Consider the following 18,052-nt stretch of genomic DNA (forward strand, 5'->3'; position numbering starts at 1 on the left):
CCATCCAGCTCCTACACCAGATGGCCAAGATTTTTAACAATTAATCCAGTAACCATTAAAAAACAAGCAAATTTATGAAATTACGCTGTAAAACAACCATGTTTGACAGGGAAAAGAAATCATCTTTTTTTCACTTGTCAAAAAAAACCATTATGATCATGCGAATCAGTTTATTCCACATTTTCTTACTGACCTGCGGCACTCCAATGGTATTTGCTACCGAAATGAGCGGTCAGAATTTAGAATCGATATCTGTTGATATTGAACTTCATAATCAAGACATTAAAACTTTATTTAAGACAATAGAAAATAAAACGGGACTACTGTTTGCTTATCAGCCGCAGATTATAAAAGATTTTCCAAAAGTAACTACACCACGAGGACGCCGCAGTGTTAGTGATATTTTGAATACCGTATTTCAGGGCAGTAATTTAGTTTACAAACAAGTAGATAAAAACGTTGTCATTTATAAAAAAGAAACTCCTAAAACCACAGCATCAAAAACAGATGACAGTGAAGCCAATTACATGCTAAATGGTAAAGTGCTGGATGAAAATGGCCTGCCTCTGCCGGGTGTGTCTATTGCAGTTGTAGGAAGCAATAAACAGGGCGTTTCAGATTTTGATGGTCAGTTTTACATCGAACTGCCAGCAGGGAAACACGTGCTGAAAGTATCTTATTTAGGATATAAAACACAGCAGGTTACCGTTGAAAACCAAACCTCTATTACCATTAAAATGCAGCCCGATCTGGCTAAACTAGATGAAATCGTAGTGATTGGTTACGGTACAACCACAAAAAGAACTTCAACTGGGTCTGTAGTGAAAATTACATCTGAAGATATTGAAAAACAACCGATAACCAATATTCTGCAAACGCTGCAGGGAAGAACTCCCGGCGTTTTTGTAACGCAGACTTCGGGTTATGCAGGAAGTGATATGAATATTAGTGTCCGCGGGCGAAACTTTATTGAAGGCAGTAATATTCCTCTTTATATCGTAGATGGAGTTCCATACATTGGAGACGATATTAAACAACAGGTGCAGGATCAAAATGTGATTAGAGGAGCTCAAAAATCAACAAGTCCGCTAAACATCATTAATCCAAATGATATCGAAAGCATCGAAATTTTAAAAGATGCCGATGCAACGGCAATTTACGGTTCAAGAGGTGCAAACGGTGTTGTACTGATTACGACTAAAAAAGGCAAGTCTGGAAAAACTGAGTTTACCATAACTACCAACTCTGGAGTTTCGGAAGTAGCGCATATGGTCAAAACATTAGATACTCCCGCTTACCTAAACATGCTGCAAACTGCTTTGAATAATAACGGCGATGTTGCTGATGTTGGCAGTAACGGTATTGCCCTTACAGACTGGGATCCTAATGCTTATACAAACTGGCAGAAAAAATTAATAGGAGGAACTGCTAACTTTAATAATTATTCGGCATCTTTAAAAGGCGGGAACGAAACAACGAATTTCCTTTTGAGTGGTGCTTACCATAAAGAAACTACGGTTGTGCCTGGAGATTTTAGCTATGATAAATTCTCTACTAATTTTAATATTAATCACAGCACATTAGACAGGAGATTAAAAATTGGTGCTTCGGTAATTTTTGCTACAGATAATAATAAACTACCATTTTTTGATATCACAACATATGCGGTTGGCACTGCTCCTAACCGTCCTTTATACAATGCAGATGGCAGCTATTATTGGTCACCAGACTATTTTAGTGATATAAATCCTCTTGCCGCTCTAGAGAAGAGAGTAGACGATAAAGGACTCAATTTAATTACCAGCTTTAATCTTCAATACGAAATTGCAAAAGGACTTTCTTTCAAAACAGATCTAGGATATGGAAGAGCTCAAATGCAGACCAAACAATTTATGCCAGGATCGGCAGTTAATCATGTTTATGCTGAAGCAAACGGCAGTAATGTAAACTTTCAAAGATCTTATACGGTTTCAACTAATAATACCAATAATTTTACTGTTGAGCCTCAGCTTAATTATACAACAGAATTATGGAAAGGAAACTTAACAGCACTTGTTGGAGGTTCATTGCAGAATAGAAAATCAGAGATGCCTTCTTATGTGAATTCAAATGGTTACAGCTCAGATAATTTAATTGGTAACTTAGGAACTGCAGAAAGCATTACTGCCAACAATGGAAGTGTTGAATATAAGTATATTTCTCTTTTCAGCAGATTAAACTATAATATTCAAAACAGGTACATACTAAATGTTAACTTTAGAAGAGATGGCTCATCCCGTTTTGGAGCGAATAATCGTTTTGGAAATTTTGGTTCTGTTGGTGCAGCCTGGGTATTTACACAGGAAAAATTCTTAAACAATCTTTCATGGTTAAGCTTTGGAAAACTACGCTCTAGTTATGGTGAAATTGGAAGCGATGCAATTGGAGATTACCAATATGCTGATACTTTTGACACTCGTACATATGGAAGCGGAAATGCCTCTATGACAGCAGCTAGAATTGCAAACCCTAACATTAGATGGGGATTAACAAAGAAATTTGAAGCGGCACTTGATTTAAGTTTCCTAAACGACCGCATTTCTTTTACCGTAGCTTATTATAAAAATACTTCGAGTAACCAATTGGTAAACTATACCCTTAGTGCACAGGCAGGTTTTACAACTTATACGGCAAATTTACCGGCTGAAGTTGAAAATAAAGGGTGGGAATTTACCCTTGGTACAACAAATATTCATACTAAAAATTTAAACTGGTCAACTTCTTTTAATATTTCAACCAATTCTAACAAATTAGTATCATTTTCTGGAATAGAGTTTACCAGCTACTATTCTCAATATGTTGTTGGAAAACCTTTAGGGGGCAGATATTTATACAACTTTACAGGTGTTGATGCAGATGGAATTGCTCAATTTGAAGATAAAAATGGAGACGGCAGAATCTCCAGCGGATTTGCAGAAACCGGCAGAGGAGACAGAAAATATTATGGACCAACTTATCCGCAATATTATGGCGGTATCTCCAATACGATTAGCTATAAGGCTTTTACTCTTGATTTTTTATTTCAATTTGTAAAACAGGATGGTACAACTTTAATGACGGACACCGGGGCACAACCAGGTTATCCTTACAGCACTGCAAATTTTCAAGTGGATGAGTATAATCATTATTTAGCGCAGGGAAATGTTTTAAGCTCTGGTTTTCAAGATAGTTTCTATGATTATATGGGATCAAATGCCTCAATTGTAGATGCATCGTATATAAAACTTAAAAATGTAAGTGCTTCTTACCAAATTCCTTTAGATGAGGCAACAAAGAAATATTTGCAGAGTATCCGACTTTCGATTCAAGGACAAAACTTAGTAACATTTACTAAGTATAAAGGTCTTGATCCTGAAACACAGGGATTGGCACTTCCGCCATTACGTACTATAACTTTTGGAACTCAGTTTACATTTTAAATCTCAAAATCATGAAAAATATTTCAAATAAATATACCTATATATTTTCATTTTTTCTTTTGCTAGGAATTACGAGCTGTGACGATGCTCTTGATGTTGATATCCCTAGTAATCAATTATCATCAGAAAATGTGTACTCTACAGAAGCAACTGCTGAAGCCGCTGTAAACGGAATCTACCAAAGTATGGTTACAGATTTTTATTATAACAGAGTGCATTCTATTCTTGGAGAAACTGCTGATGAATTGGTGCCAGCAGCTGGTATTGCCAATGTTTACAGTTCTAATGAAATCCCAGAAACCGACGGAACTATAAATGGTAATTGGGGCGAATTATATAAAACTATCTATAACGCAAATAACGTAATTGAAGGAATCTCTAAAAGTACTTCTCTTAATGATGTGAAAAGCAAGCGATGGATTGCAGAAGCAAAATTTTTACGAGCGTATTGTTATTTTTATCTGACTAATCTTTGGGGAAATGTGCCTTTAGTACTGACTACAAATGTAGATGTATCTGCACTGTTGCCGCAATCTCCGCAAGAAACTGTTTATGCACAAATTTTGCTTGATTTAACAGATGCGTCAAAAGATCTTCCAACGGATTACAAAGATTATGACCAAGAAAGAATTAGAGCTACAAAATGGGCTGCAGAAACTTTATTGGCAAGGGTAAATCTTTATTTAGGAAGATGGACTGAAGCCGCTGCTCATGCCTCTACAGTAATAAACCAGACAGGAACTTACAAAATAATTACTGATCTGGGAGATGATAACAGTCCGTTTATTGCAGACAATGATGAAGCTATATTACAGATACCTTATTTTAATGTTGATTACACATACGAAGGATCTTCTGTATTTACAACCGGTGGTACTTTTTTGCTGAGAAAAGGCAATTCGCTCTTTGAAACTGGTGACGCCAGAAAAACAAATTGGACAATTGATATTACAAATGGAGCCGGCGTATTATTAGGTATCGCACCTTATAAATATCACAACGGATTTGGTGATTCTCCTGTAGAACGCTCTACCGTATTAAGATTAGCAGAGCTGTATTTAATTAGAGCCGAAGCCAGAGTAAGATCAAATGATATTATAGGTGCCCAGCAGGATATTAATGTTCTTAGAAATAGAGCCTTATTAAATGATACTACCTTAACAGATGTAAATCAGTTGCTAGACTTAATTGCTCTTGAAAGACAACGCGAGTTCTTTGCAGAAAACGGACATCGATGGCTGGACCTTAAAAGAACTGGCAAACTAGATGAAACCCTCTCTGTTTTATCTGATAAAATCTGGAAAACTTCAGATAATTTATATCCAATACCAGAACCTGCTATTCGTTCTAATCCCTTTTTAATCCAAAATACAGGATACTAAAAAATTAAAAATAACGCAAGAATGTACTTTCAACAAAAATACATTCTTGCGATTTTAAAAACACTATGGAAACAACAATTGTAAGAGTTGAGGATTTGTCGCATCAATACAGTAAGGATTGGGCAATACAAAATATTAGTTTTGAAATTAAAGAAAATAGAATTTTAGGCCTTTTAGGATCTAATGGAGCTGGAAAATCAACTACAATGAATATTCTTTGCGGCGTGCTAAACCAAACCAGCGGCAATATTTTTATTGATGGAATAAATCTAAAGGAAAACCCGGTTGAAGCCAAAAAATTAATTGGTTTTTTACCGCAGACACCACCTTTGCACTTAGATCTTACGGTAGATGAATATCTAATTCACTGTGCGGAACTGCGTCATGTAAAAAAAGAAGATTTAAAAAATGCTTTAGAGAAAGCCAAGGAACAATGCGGTATTTCACATTTCAGCCACCGATTAATTCGAAACTTATCTGGAGGTTACAGACAACGTGTAGGTATTGCTCAAGCTATTATTCACGAACCTAAATTAGTAGTTTTAGATGAACCAACAAACGGACTTGATCCTAACCAGATTTTAGAAGTTAGAAAATTAATCAAAAAAATATCAAAAGATAAAGCCGTTATTTTCTCTTCTCATATTTTATCCGAAGTTCAGGCAACCTGCCAGGATATCAGGATGATTGAAAACGGACATATGGTTTTTGCCGATACACTTGATGCCTTCAATAACTATATCGAAGCAGATAAATTGACAGCAAGTTTTGAAAATCCACCGCAAGTCGAATCTTTAACAGCTATTCCAGAAGTGACAGATGCTGTTTTTCTTTCTCCTAAAAAAGTGCAGATAACATTCGACGGAACTCAGGAAGTTGCCGAAAAAATCATTTCGTTAAGTGTTCATAACAATTGGAAATTACGTGAGATTCAATTCGAAAAAGTTTCCCTTGATGAAATTTTTGCGCAGTTATCTAAAAAAGCGCCTTCTAAAAATTCTATTCCTTCTTAAAAAACAAACAAATGAAAACAATATATAGAATTGCTAAAACAGAGCTCAACACTATGTTTTACTCACCTGTCGCATGGGTTGTTTTAGTAATATTTTCAATCCAGTCCAGCTGGAAATTTTTCAACTCTATTGAACGTTTTGAAAAAGCACAAAAAATTGGAGAGGGTCTTGGCAACTTAACTCAGATTACATTTTCAGGCTTCAATGGTTTATATACAGAAATGCAGAATTATTTATACTTGTATGTGCCGCTTTTAACAATGGGACTAGTAAGTCGCGAAATTAACAGCGGTTCGATCAAACTGTTACTTTCTTCGCCAATTAAAATTAAAGATATTGTACTTGGTAAATATTTAGCTATCGCTGCTTACTGTCTTTTATTCATTGTGATATTAGGATTACAGGTTGGTATTGCGTACTTCTCTATTGAAAATTTAGATTTAAAATTTGCCGTATCAGGTCTTATTGGTTTGTATTTATTGGTTTGTACATATGCCGCAATCGGGCTTTTTATGTCTTGCCTCACTTCTTATCAGGTTGTGGCTGCGATCAGTACTTTGGTAGTTTTGGCAGGTTTAAATTTCATCGGCAAACTTTGGCAGGATGTTGAAGTTGTAAAAGACATCACCTATTTCCTTTCTATCTCCGGACGTGCAAATGAAATGCTGGAAGGTCTAATCATCAGTAAAGATGTAATATACTTTATTTTGGTAAGCAGTCTTTTTATCGTGTTGAGCATCTATAAACTACAGACAGGAAGAGACGCACAAACAATCTCAAAAAGAGTTTTAAAATATACTTTACTAGTCACAATTGTTTTATCATTTGGCTATATTACTTCCAGAGCTTCTCTTACGCTGTATCAAGATATGACGCGTACAAAAGACAGAACATTAACAAAAACCAGTTTAGATATTGTCAAAAAAATAGACGGCCCTATAAAGTTAACTACTTATGTAAACTTACTAGACATCAACTATTATATGGCGATGCCTTACTCTCAAAATTCAGATATAGCAAGCTTTGAAAAATACACCCGTTTTATACCACAGATGGAAATGGAATATGTGTATTATTATGATACGTCAAACAATGAAGCTCTATATGCTCAAAACCCTGGATTAAACGATAAAGAGCTTGCGCAGAAAATGATCGAAACACAGGATTTAAAGCTAAAAAAACTTTATTCTCCAGAAGAGATTAAAAAGGTTGTAGATTTAAAACCTGAGCAGAACAGAGTTGTACGAACTGTGGAATATAATGGTAAGAAAACATTCTTAAGAATGTATGACGATATGTTTAAGGTTCCTATGGAAAAAGAAATCTCTGCCTCTTTAAAACGTCTAGTTGTTCCTGCTCCTAAAATCGTTTTTGCAACCGGCAACATGGAAAGAAGCGTTGATAAAATTGGAGATAAAAATTACAAAACTGGTTTTAATGAAATCACTTTCAGATATTCACTTATCAATCAAGGATTTGATGTTTCTTCTGTAGATATTAATGCGCAGAATATTCCAGAACAAACCACAATTTTAATCATTGCCGATCCGAAAACGCAATTGAGCCAAGGTGCTGTAGACCGCATCAATAAATACATCGATCAGGGAAAAAATGTAATGCTTTTAGCTGAACCTGAAACGAATTCTGCTTTGGCTGCTGTAACAGATAAGTTAGGTTTAAGTTTTACCAAACAAGCTCTAGTTCAAGAAAGTGAAACTAATTCGCCAGATTATTTAGTTACTGAAGTTTCAAAAAATATTGATTCGACTGTAATCAAATTAACTAAAAACAAAGACAACAATCCAATTCCGTTTTTAGGAAGCAGTGGGATTAAAATGGTAAAAGACGTTGGTTTTAAAGTGACACCGCTTTTAAAAACCAACACACAGCCGGCTTGGGAAGCAAAGACTGGAATTACTTCAATTCCTGAAGATTTGAAAAAACAACCTGCTGTAACTGCTGTTCCGCTTGCTGTAGCTTTAACCAGAAATGTAAATGGTAAATCACAAAAAATAATTGTGGCAGGAGATGCCGATTTTATGGGTAATGCCGAATTAAGCCGAGGCGGATCAGGAACATTTCAGTTTTTTACTGATATCTTCAGCTGGTTTACCAATTATGAATTTCCTATAGACACTACTCGACCTGAAAATATCGATAAAAAAATAACGGTAAATGCCAATCAGGTTTTCATGAGTAAAATTGTATTTATTGCACTGTTTCCTTTATTGATTATACTCAGTGCTGCTTTCATACTGATTAGAAGAAACAGAAGATAAAAAGTATCAAAATGAACACTAAAAAAAATATCATCATTGGGATTCTCGCTTTGTCTTTTCAAGGCGCATATTCCCAATTCAAAACCAACATTCCGCTGGATAAAAATGTGACAACCGGAAAATTAAAAAATGGGCTGACATATTATATTCTCCACAACGAAGAACCAAAAGACAGAGCCAGTTTTTACTTTGTTCAAAATGTAGGTGCCATTCTAGAAGACGACAATCAAAACGGATTGGCGCATTTTCTGGAACACATGGCATTTAACGGAACAGAACATTTTAAAGGAAAAGGGATCATTAAAATGTTAGAGAAGAACGGAGTAAGTTTTGGTAAAGACATCAACGCTTATACTGCTCAGGATGAAACAGTGTATAATATCAGCACAGTTCCTGTCAGCAACGAAAAACTAATCGATTCTACACTTTGGGTGCTGCATGACTGGTCAGGATCGCTGTCTTTAACTGATGCCGAAATCGATGCTGAAAGAGGTGTAATCAGAGAAGAATGGAGAACCAGAAGAACAAGTGATTTTCGTTTAAAAATGCAGACAGATCCCGTTTTATACAAAGGTTCGCAATACAGTAAAAGAGATGTTATTGGCGATTTAAATATCATCAACAATTTCAAATATCCTGAACTGAGAAACTATTATAAAAAATGGTACCGCCCAGATTTACAAGCTGTAATCATTGTTGGTGATATTGATGTAAAAGCAATGGAACAAAAAGTGAAGACCATTTTTTCAGGAATTCCACTGGCAAAAAAAGCAGTTCCCCGCCCCTACTTTAATATTCCAAAACACGATGAATTGTATTTTGGCACGGCGTCAGACAAAGAAGCATCTTCTTCTTCCATTACACTTCAATATGTCTTAGACGAGCCTTTATTAAAAGACAGCATCGTTACGCGTAAAAACGTAATGAACTCATTTTATACCAGCATTTTAAATAATCGTTTCAAAGAATTGCTTTTAAAAAATCAAAGTGGTGCTTTAAACTTAAAAACCTATTTTGAACCTATTTCAAGATTAAATACATCGTTTAATATTTCGGCTTTAGCCAAAAAAGGAAAAATAATCCAGGCATTTGAAGAAGCTTATACAGAGACAGAGCGCCTAAAGCGTTTTGGTGTTTCTCAAATAGAATTAGATCGAACTAAAAAGATTTTCATAAGCTCTTATGATGATTTTATAAACAATAAAGATAAAGTTGACAACGACAGCTGGGCAGATAAACTGACCAATTATTTCTTAAAAGCTAAGCCATTCCTTTCCCCTGAAGATGATTATAAATTAATTGTTGGGATTATAAAAAGTATCTCTTTAGAGGAATTGAATGCTTATGCGAAAACCATTCAAAAACCAACAAACCAAGTGGTTTTAGTTACTGGTTCAGATCAGGATAAAAATGATTTCCCAACAAAAGAAGCTGTTGTAAGCGTAATGAAAAAAGTCGAAAACATGACTTTGGAACCTTACACTAAAAAAGAAAACAACGCGCCGTTAATTGATAAGGAACTAAAACCTGCTGCAATTAAAAAAACATTTGAAATAGCTGGGGTTAAGGACGCAAAAGGTTATATTTTAGAAAATGAAGCTAAAATAATTGTACTTCCAACAAACTATTCACAAGATCAGATTATTTTCTCGGCATTTTCAAAAGGAGGTAAATCTTTAATTAAGACAGAAGATCTCGCTTCTGCCGAAATTGCAACAACAATTGCAAGATCTTCAGGTCTGGGTAATTTTGATAATATTGGTCTAAAAGAAAAACTGACCGGAAAAGTTGCGCAGGCCGCACCGTTTATTGGTCAAAATACACAGGGATTCCAAGGAAGTTCAAATAAAGCCGATTTCGAAACTATGCTGCAAATGGTTTATCTTTCTTTTGAGTCGCCGCGTTTTGATCCAAATATTTTCAATATCCTAAAAGACCAATATAAAAACCGACTGGAAACTATTAAAAAAGATAATGAAAGTGTCTTTAAAGATTCTATTGATTTAGCAAATTCAAATCATAATGCCCGTACTTTTATTTTCAATGAAAAATTTCTTGAATCTATTGATCTGAAAAAAGCCGAAAACATTTACCGTGACAGAATTAAAAATGCCGGTGATTTTACTTTTATTTTTGTTGGAAACATTCCAGATTCCGCATTAGGATTAATTCAGAAATACATCGGAAATATCAACTCCAATCCAGCCTTAAAGGAAAATTATGTGGATCATAATTTTGAGCCTAAAAAAGGAAAGACCCAAGTTCATTTCAAACGTCCTATGGAAGTTGCAAAAGCAACCGTTTATTTAAACTTAACCGGAAAAACAGAATACAGTAAAGAAAATGCCTTGACAATGTATATCATCGGAGAACTGTTATCAAAACGATTCTTGCAGACCATTCGTGAAGAAGAAGGCGGCAGTTACGGTGTAAACGTTGGCGGAAATCTGGAATTGATTCCTAAACCAACTTTCAGTCTGGCTCTCACTTTTGACTGTAATCCTGACAAACAGGAAAAATTAATGCAGATTGTCTGGAAAGAAATAAACGACTTAAAATCAAATCCAGTCAATGCAAATGATTTGGAAGATATTAAACAAGCTTTGTTAAAAAACCGAGAAGAATCGCTTAAAACCAATTCTTTCTGGAATACAACAATCTATAACAGCACATTAAATCAGATTCCGTTTTCGACGGATGAGGAATATAAAAATTTAATTTCTAAAATTAATCAAAAAACTATTCAGCAGTTTAGTAAGCACGTTTTGGATAGTTCTAGCAGTGTCGAAGTTATTATGAGCCCTGAAATCGAATCAGGAAAGTAAAACTTTAGGATACATTTTTATTTTATTAGTCATTAAAGGTTGTCCTCTCTGGGCAGCCTTTTTTGTTCGGTCATTCATTAAAAAAGGGCGTTTGAAGAAAATCAACCGCCCTCTTATATCTCAATAAAAAAATCTTATTTCGCAGAAAGTAACTCCATTATCTTATGATAAATCGCTGTGTTTTGATAAACTCCCATAAATTTATCTGCTCCTGGTCCATAAGCAAAAACTGGAACTGGAACTGCGGTATGATCATTTGTGCTGAAACTTCCGTGAACGTAACCTTTCTCGATACTTCCATCAATCAATGATAATCCACCTGTCTCGTGATCTGCGGTTACGACTAATAAAGTTTCTGGATTTTTATCTACAAATTCCATTGCTTGTCCAACTAATTTATCAAAATCCAGCATTTCACGAACAACATATTCAACATTATTTTGGTGCCCGCCGTAATCAATCTGCGCACCTTCTGCCATGATAAAAAATGGATTTTTAGTTTTTGAAAAAGTGCTTGTTGCTTTCGCTAAAGATTTAGTTAGAAAATCTCCTCTCCCATTTTTCATAGAAACAACAGCTTTATCTTCTAAAACTACAAATCGATTGTTTTTGATGGTATCTAAACTGGCAAAACTATCTGAAAATGTATATCCTTTTTCGATTAAAGCTTTAGACAAATCTTTACCGTCTTTTCTGGATTTAAATTCATTTTGACCTCCGCCAATTAAAATATCAGAAGGATTTGCCAGGAAATCATTTGCGATTGGTTCGCTCAAACTTCTTTCCGGCTGATGTGCATAAAAAGCCGCCGGCGTAGCATCTGTAATATTTCCTGCTGAAATAATTGCCGTTTTATAGTTTTTCTTAATCAATTGCTGTGTAATCAATTCCAACGGTTTTCCTTGTTCGTCAACACTAATAAAACGATTATTGGTTTTATGTCCAGTTGCCATTGCAGTTGCTCCAGCAGCAGAATCTGTAATGTAACTATCTGAAGCTTTGGTGATAGAAAATCCTTGAGTTGGAATGTTAAACAAACTCAATTGTCCTTTGTTTGCGGTGTAACCAGAATATATTTGAGTTAATCCCATTCCGTCGCCAATTAAAAGAATAACGTTTTTAGGACGTTTACTTTTAAATGCATTTTTAGGAACGTAAGCTTGATGAAATTCTGTGTTTTGGTAAAATGTCGTTTTAATGCTATTAATGAACTGCGTCAGCTCAGTAACTTTATCTGTTCCGATAAAATCAACTTTTAAATTCATCAAAGTCATATAAGTATTTACGTTGTCCTGCGTTGCCCAGAATCTTACTTTTTTATTTTGATCGTGAACTTTCTTGATAATAGCTTGAATTTTTTCAGAATCTGCCTGCGTTAGAACTCCTTTCCCGTTCCAAACGGTGATTTCTTTTAAATCTTCGCTGATCATTTCTACACGCGCTAATTGATCTGGCGTGTAATTTTCGTTTAATCTTCCGTCAAAATAAATAAAATCTGGATATTCATTCCATTTTGAAGGTAAAGGTCTATTTCCAGAAATGACCACTTTTATATTTTTATTCGAAATAATATCTGGAAAAGTCTTTAACTGCTGTGCAATAACTTTCAAAGTCGCATCGGCATCAGACTTAATATCAATCATTAAAATTAAAGGTTTGCCGCTTGGGTATGCCTTTCCTTCTAAAGTTTTTAATTTAGAAGAAAGCGGTTCCAAATACATGTTTTTAAGGGTATTGTGAGCTGCAATTTCTTTTGAAGTGTGGGCTACAAACAATTCGTTATTCACCAAAAAAACATCGGCTTCAATAACACCGGTTTCATTAGAATAAGCGCCATAAAATGGTAATTTACTCTCGTAATCGTTATGAGAATGAATATTAGAAGAACTGTATTCCTGCGCCTGCGCGAAAAGGAAAAACTGAAGGCAAAAAAGGGTGATTATTTTTTTCATCGAAAATAAATTAAATAACAAAAAGTCGTAGGTTACTTCTTGAATTGTATGAAAATAAAAAATGGTTTTATTAATTTTTTACGGCCGCAGCCTCCCGACAAAAAGACTGCAGCGTAAAAAAACTAAAAAAACACAATGAAATTATTGATTACCAGCCTTGGTTTTGAGTCAAAGCTCCTTTGCTTACTGCGATTTCATCTGGCGGTATTGGCCAAACATGGTGAATAGCAGGATTAAAATTACGAGCTGGATAAATTACGCTTCCATCATAATGGTGTAATGGTTTGGCATACGTTTCTTTTGCATCTCCCCAACGCACTAAATCAAAGTGACGGTCTGTCCACTCGCCTGCTAATTCGCAGCGTCTTTCTCTTTTTAAATCAACTAAAGTAGCTCCAGAAAGATCTGTAAGACCTGCGCGGCGGCGAATCATATTGATTTCTGTATCGGCATTCTGCCCTTTCATTAATTTCGCTTCCGCTAACATTAAAATCACATCTGCATAACGTAAAAGAGGTACGTTTAAAGCCGTTGAAGGTTTGTCTCCGTTTGCATTTACGTAGCGAATATCAACTCCGCCCGATGTTGTTTTTGGATAGCTGAATGGCTCCATGTATTTTTTAAACTGATAACCTGTTCTATTACTTGAACTTACCACGTGGTTTCCTTCGTTAAAAGTTACCAATTCTCCAAAATACATGAATTTATCTCCTTTTTGTAAAATGGTAGCACTGCGTCTTTTATCGTTTGGAACATAAGTATCAAACAATTCTTTTGTTGGATAGAAATTTCCCCATCCGTTGTAAACTCCCCATCCTTTATCTTCTAAACAAACTCCAGGAAAAATAGATCCTAAAGAAGTATTTTCTGCACTTGAAGTAACAGACCAAATATATTCTGATGACCAGTTATTGCTGATTTTAAATACATCCTCAAAATTGTCTAATAATTTGTGTTTTCCGCTTGCCACAATCATGTTGGCATATTTTATAGCATTGTCCCAATCTTTTGCATACAAATACGTACGAACTAAATAAGCCCATGCAGCAGTTTTGTGAGCGCGTCCGTAATTGTCTGGCGTAAGCTGGTCAAAGTAAGGTAATAAATCGGCCGCTTTAATTAAATCTGCAGCAATGTAAGCGTAGTTTTCTGCAACATTTTTAGCACGAGGCACATACACATTTGTTGGGTTTTCTCTGTCCTGAATTGGAATTCCTGCACGATCGTCTCCATAATGGTATGCTAATTCTAAATGCATTACGGCATGATTAAAATAAGCTTCTCCCAGCATTCCGTTTCTTGTACTTTCATCCAAAGGAATATTTGGCACATTGCGAATTACATCGTTGCAGCGTTTCATAATTTCATAGTGAATTCTCCAAATATCTTTTGTATCCGATTCTGCTCCGTCAACAATAAAATTTTTGATACGCTCTGCGTTTTGTCTTGGTTTTGTTCCGATATCATCACTTGCATTATTCAGCCAGAAAAAACCACGGCCATACATATTATCATCAGAATATAAAGCATATATTGCGTTTACTCCTGCCTTTGCATCTGCTGGAGTTTTCCAGAAATTTCCGCTTGAAGGCGCCCCCTGTGGTACAACATCAAGTTCACTTTCACAAGCCGAAGTGCCCATTAAAAGCACAAAACTCAATAATAAAAGACTTATTTTTTTCATTTTAATTGTTTTTTATTTTTTAAAAAGTTGCATTAACACCTGTCATGTAAATACGTGAAAGTGGATATTTACCTAAATCCATTCCGAAGTTTTTAAGACCAACTTCAGGGTCCATTCCAGAATATTTAGTAATTGTAAATAAGTTTTGTCCAGAAATAAAGAATCTAAGTTTTGCTTTTCCGTTCAGCCAGCTTTCTTTTACGGTATAACCAATCGACACGTTTTTCAATCTTAAGAAAGAAGCATCTTCGATATAAAGATCAGAGATACGTCCGAAGTTATTGTTGTTGTCTGTTGAAGATAGAACCGGAACATTGGTGTTTGTATTGGTTGGAGACCAAGCATCTTTAGACTCTGCCAATAAGTTATATCCTGGGAAAGAAGCATTTAAACCTGTATGCTTTACAGCGTTGAAAACACTATTTCCAGCAGCTCCGTTAAAAAAGATATTCATATCGAATCCTTTGTACCTAAAATTAGCATTCAAACTGTAAGTTGTTTTTGGAAAAGGACTTCCTAATACTACTCTATCGCTGTTATTGATAACACCATCGCCGTTTTCATCTTTAAATCTAATATCTCCTGCAACAGCATTTGGCTGATAGGCCACACCATTTTTGTTTACATAAGCTTTTGCTTCTGCATCACTTTGAAATAATCCGTCTGTTTCATATCCGTAGAAAGCACCAACAGGACTTCCAACTTGATAGATATTTGCTAAAGGCAAACTACGAACTCTGCTTAAGTTTAAGGGTTCAAGCGAAGTCAAATCGTCTTTAATAGAGACAATTTTATTGGTTAACAATCCAGCGTTTGCTGTAACGTCAAACTTAAATTCGCCTTTTGTTTTTTGATACGTTAAACTAACCTCAATACCTTTATTTTCAACATCTCCAGAGTTTACAATTCTTCCTTGCGGCGTTCCAGAAACACCAGGTAATTGGTCACGAACCAGCATGTCTTTATTTTTTTTCACATAAGCATCAACAGATCCAACTAAACTATTATTTAGCATTGTAAAATCTAAACCAATATTAGTCTGCTCAGAGCTTTCCCATTTTAAATTAGGGTTTGATAATTCGCTTTCCGCATAACCGTAATTAATAGATGGAGTTGCTCCAATTAAAGCTTGAGTTTGTGATAATGGTACACTAAACTGATATGGTCCAAGGTTTCCTAAATTTCCAATCTGCCCCCAGCTTGCACGTAATTTTAAATTGCTTACAATTGGCTCAAGACCTTTCATAAAACTTTCTTCAGAAATTAACCAACCTGCAGAAACAGAAGGATATACTTTCCAGCGGTTGTCTTGTAAAAGTTTTGAAGTTCCGTCACGACGCACAATTCCTGAGAATAAATATTTTTGATTGAAGTCATAATTTAATCTTCCTACATAAGAAGAAATGATTTCATCTGATAAACCTGCCCCTGTCTGTTGAATTAATTTTGCATTTAATAAATAGCGCTGTGATGGATCTTCGTTGTCAAATCCAGTTCCTTCAACTGTATAGAAATCTCTTTTAGTTTCTTGATACGTATATCCGGCTAAAGCTTTCAAATTGTGTTTCCCAAATGATTTTTCATAAGAAATAGTCTGCTCGCTCAATAAATCGGTAATTGTCATATTTTTTAGAGTCAGTCTATTGAAATCAAATATTTTTCCTGGCTCAGTAACTTTTACTGTGAAATCTGTTGCATTATCCTGAATTCTGGTATATCCCCAGTTTGATTTTACTTTTAACCCTGGAACAATTTCCCATTCCGCATAAGGATTGATCAAAATGGTAGAAATTGGATTTTTGTTATCTAATCTTTTTAAATATGCCACTGGATTGATAACATCTCCGTAAGAACCAATATATTTTTCAGGAACACCGCCAAATTGGCCAGAACCATCTTCTCTGTAAATCGTCGCGTTTGGCGGATACAAAATCGCTGCTTGAATTGCTCCTGTATACGAACTTGAAGTATTAGCAGTCTGACCATCAGTTAACGAGTATGAAAGATTTTCCCCAATTGTGAAATTATCGGCCAATTTAAAAGATGAATTTGCTCTTACTGTATAACGTTCTCCGTATGTGTTTAACAAAATACCTTCGTTTTTTCTATAACTTCCAGAAAGAAAGAAATTAGATTTTTCTGTTTTTCCATTTACAGAAAGAGACAGATCTTGAATTTCTCCTGTACGGAAAATTTCATCCATCCAGTTTGTTTTTGTAGTTCTTGCTGTTGGTTCAAATGCAGTGTCAAAAGCAGGAATTCTTGGTAATCCAGCGTTATCTCTTGCCAGATTCATAGCATCAGCATATTCTGCAGCGTTTAGAACTTCTAATTTTTTCGCTACATTTTGAAAACCTCCCTGATAGTTTACATTTACATTGATACGATCTGAAATTCCTTTTTTAGAAGTAATTAAAATTACACCTCCAGAAGCTCTCGCACCGTAAATTGCCGCAGAAGCCGCATCTTTTAAAACACTTATCGAAGCAATATCATTTGGATTTAAAGTGTTTAAAGAACCACTGTAAATAATTCCGTCTAAAACAATTAACGGAGTCTCAGCATTTAAAGATCCGATACCACGAATATTAATTGTTGGCGAAGATGTTGGATCACCTCCATCGTTAATAACCGTTACACCAGCAACTGTTCCCTGCAGTAATTCGGCAGCATTGTTATACGTTCTGCTAGAAGTTTCTTTCATAGAAACAGATCCTACAGCGCCAAGAACTTCGTTCTTTTTTACACTTCCGTAACCCATAACAACTACTTCCTGAAGTTGTTTTACATCAGCTGCCAGTTTTACTGTAATGGTTTGTGTGCTGGTAACTTTTACTTCTTGTGTAATATAACCAACGTATGAAAAAACAAGAGTAGCTTCTGCTGCATTGATTTCCATTTTAAAAGTTCCGTCAAAATCTGTAGCTGCAGCTGCATCAGAACCTTTGTCTTTGATTCCAACGCCTGGTAACGGCATATTGTCATCTGCTCCAAAAACAGTTCCTGAAACAATTATTTTATTCTGATCTGCCGCTGCTACTTTTTGATTTTTTTTGATAACGATATTATTACTCACAATTTCATATCGAAGTGCTGCACCGCAAATTCTGTCCAACGCTTGTTCCAGCGTTACATTACTCAATTTTAAACTTAATTTTTGATTGGTATTGACTTGGCTGCTTTCGTACATAAAATGCACATCGACCTGATTTTCAATTTTTTGAAAAATATTTTTTATACTTTCATTTTCAACTTTTAAAGTTACTCTTTTGTTAATGTCAACATTCCCGGCGTTTACTGTCAGCGTCGCAAAAAACAAAGCCATAAACAGGAATAATTTTGTTCCTATTGTCCTTAAGCTCTGACAATTTACGGCATACCGCATTTGTTTTTCATTCATAATTTTTAGATTTAGTTGATTGTTTTTGTTTATTTAGGATGCTACGTAGTTTATTTTTA

8 protein-coding genes are annotated in these 18,052 nt (G+C 35.2%); 5 read left to right on the top strand and 3 right to left on the bottom strand.

All coding sequences use genetic code 11. From position 1 onward, the window contains the following. Window positions 1–152: 152 nt before the first annotated feature. The 5 genes from QE431_RS14425 (at window position 153) to QE431_RS14445 (ending at window position 10,957) form a co-directional block, all read left to right on the top strand. Window positions 153–3,458, top strand: coding sequence for a TonB-dependent receptor (locus QE431_RS14425; RefSeq protein WP_307297109.1), 3,306 nt, complete (start codon window positions 153–155; stop codon window positions 3,456–3,458). An 11-nt stretch (window positions 3,459–3,469) separates the two neighbouring features. Then, window positions 3,470–4,840, top strand: coding sequence for a RagB/SusD family nutrient uptake outer membrane protein (locus QE431_RS14430; RefSeq protein ID WP_307297110.1), 1,371 nt, complete (start codon window positions 3,470–3,472; stop codon window positions 4,838–4,840). A gap of 65 nt (window positions 4,841–4,905) precedes the next feature. Next, window positions 4,906–5,853: an ABC transporter ATP-binding protein gene (locus QE431_RS14435; protein WP_134140218.1), complete on the top strand. Its 948-nt coding sequence runs from the start codon at window positions 4,906–4,908 to the stop codon at window positions 5,851–5,853. Between the two features lie 11 nt (window positions 5,854–5,864). Further along, window positions 5,865–8,132, top strand: a complete 2,268-nt coding sequence (locus QE431_RS14440; RefSeq protein ID WP_307297113.1) for a Gldg family protein — start codon at window positions 5,865–5,867, stop codon at window positions 8,130–8,132. Window positions 8,133–8,143: 11 nt separating this feature from the next. After that, window positions 8,144–10,957, top strand: a complete 2,814-nt coding sequence (locus QE431_RS14445; RefSeq protein WP_307297115.1) for a pitrilysin family protein — start codon at window positions 8,144–8,146, stop codon at window positions 10,955–10,957. A gap of 134 nt (window positions 10,958–11,091) precedes the next feature. Here QE431_RS14445 and QE431_RS14450 read toward each other — a convergent pair whose 3' ends face one another. The 3 genes from QE431_RS14450 to QE431_RS14460 all read right to left on the bottom strand — a co-directional run bounded on the left by QE431_RS14450 (window position 11,092) and on the right by QE431_RS14460 (window position 17,993). Beyond that, a complete protein-coding gene (locus QE431_RS14450; protein ID WP_307297116.1) occupies window positions 11,092–12,909 on the bottom strand; it encodes an alkaline phosphatase in 1,818 nt (605 codons plus the stop codon). A gap of 148 nt (window positions 12,910–13,057) precedes the next feature. After that, complete coding sequence (locus QE431_RS14455) at window positions 13,058–14,593, bottom strand: RagB/SusD family nutrient uptake outer membrane protein (RefSeq protein WP_134140210.1); 1,536 nt, start codon at window positions 14,591–14,593, stop codon at window positions 13,058–13,060. A gap of 19 nt (window positions 14,594–14,612) precedes the next feature. Continuing rightward, window positions 14,613–17,993 (bottom strand): TonB-dependent receptor, encoded by a 3,381-nt coding sequence (locus QE431_RS14460; protein ID WP_307297120.1) that lies wholly within the window; start codon window positions 17,991–17,993, stop codon window positions 14,613–14,615. Window positions 17,994–18,052 lie beyond the last annotated feature (59 nt).

The organism is Flavobacterium sp. SORGH_AS_0622 (assembly GCF_030818825.1).
Lineage (GTDB): Bacteria > Bacteroidota > Bacteroidia > Flavobacteriales > Flavobacteriaceae > Flavobacterium.

Bases quoted from the DNA above. Each gene is read 5' to 3' on its own strand.
- QE431_RS14425 (WP_307297109.1), top strand. From the start codon at position 153: ATGATCATGCGAATCAGTTTATTCCACATTTTCTTACTGACCTGCGGC.
- QE431_RS14430 (WP_307297110.1), top strand. From the start codon at position 3,470: ATGAAAAATATTTCAAATAAATATACCTATATATTTTCATTTTTTCTT.
- QE431_RS14435 (WP_134140218.1), top strand. From the start codon at position 4,906: ATGGAAACAACAATTGTAAGAGTTGAGGATTTGTCGCATCAATACAGT.
- QE431_RS14440 (WP_307297113.1), top strand. From the start codon at position 5,865: ATGAAAACAATATATAGAATTGCTAAAACAGAGCTCAACACTATGTTT.
- QE431_RS14445 (WP_307297115.1), top strand. From the start codon at position 8,144: ATGAACACTAAAAAAAATATCATCATTGGGATTCTCGCTTTGTCTTTT.
- QE431_RS14450 (WP_307297116.1), bottom strand. From the start codon at position 12,909: ATGAAAAAAATAATCACCCTTTTTTGCCTTCAGTTTTTCCTTTTCGCG.
- QE431_RS14455 (WP_134140210.1), bottom strand. From the start codon at position 14,593: ATGAAAAAAATAAGTCTTTTATTATTGAGTTTTGTGCTTTTAATGGGC.
- QE431_RS14460 (WP_307297120.1), bottom strand. From the start codon at position 17,993: ATGAATGAAAAACAAATGCGGTATGCCGTAAATTGTCAGAGCTTAAGG.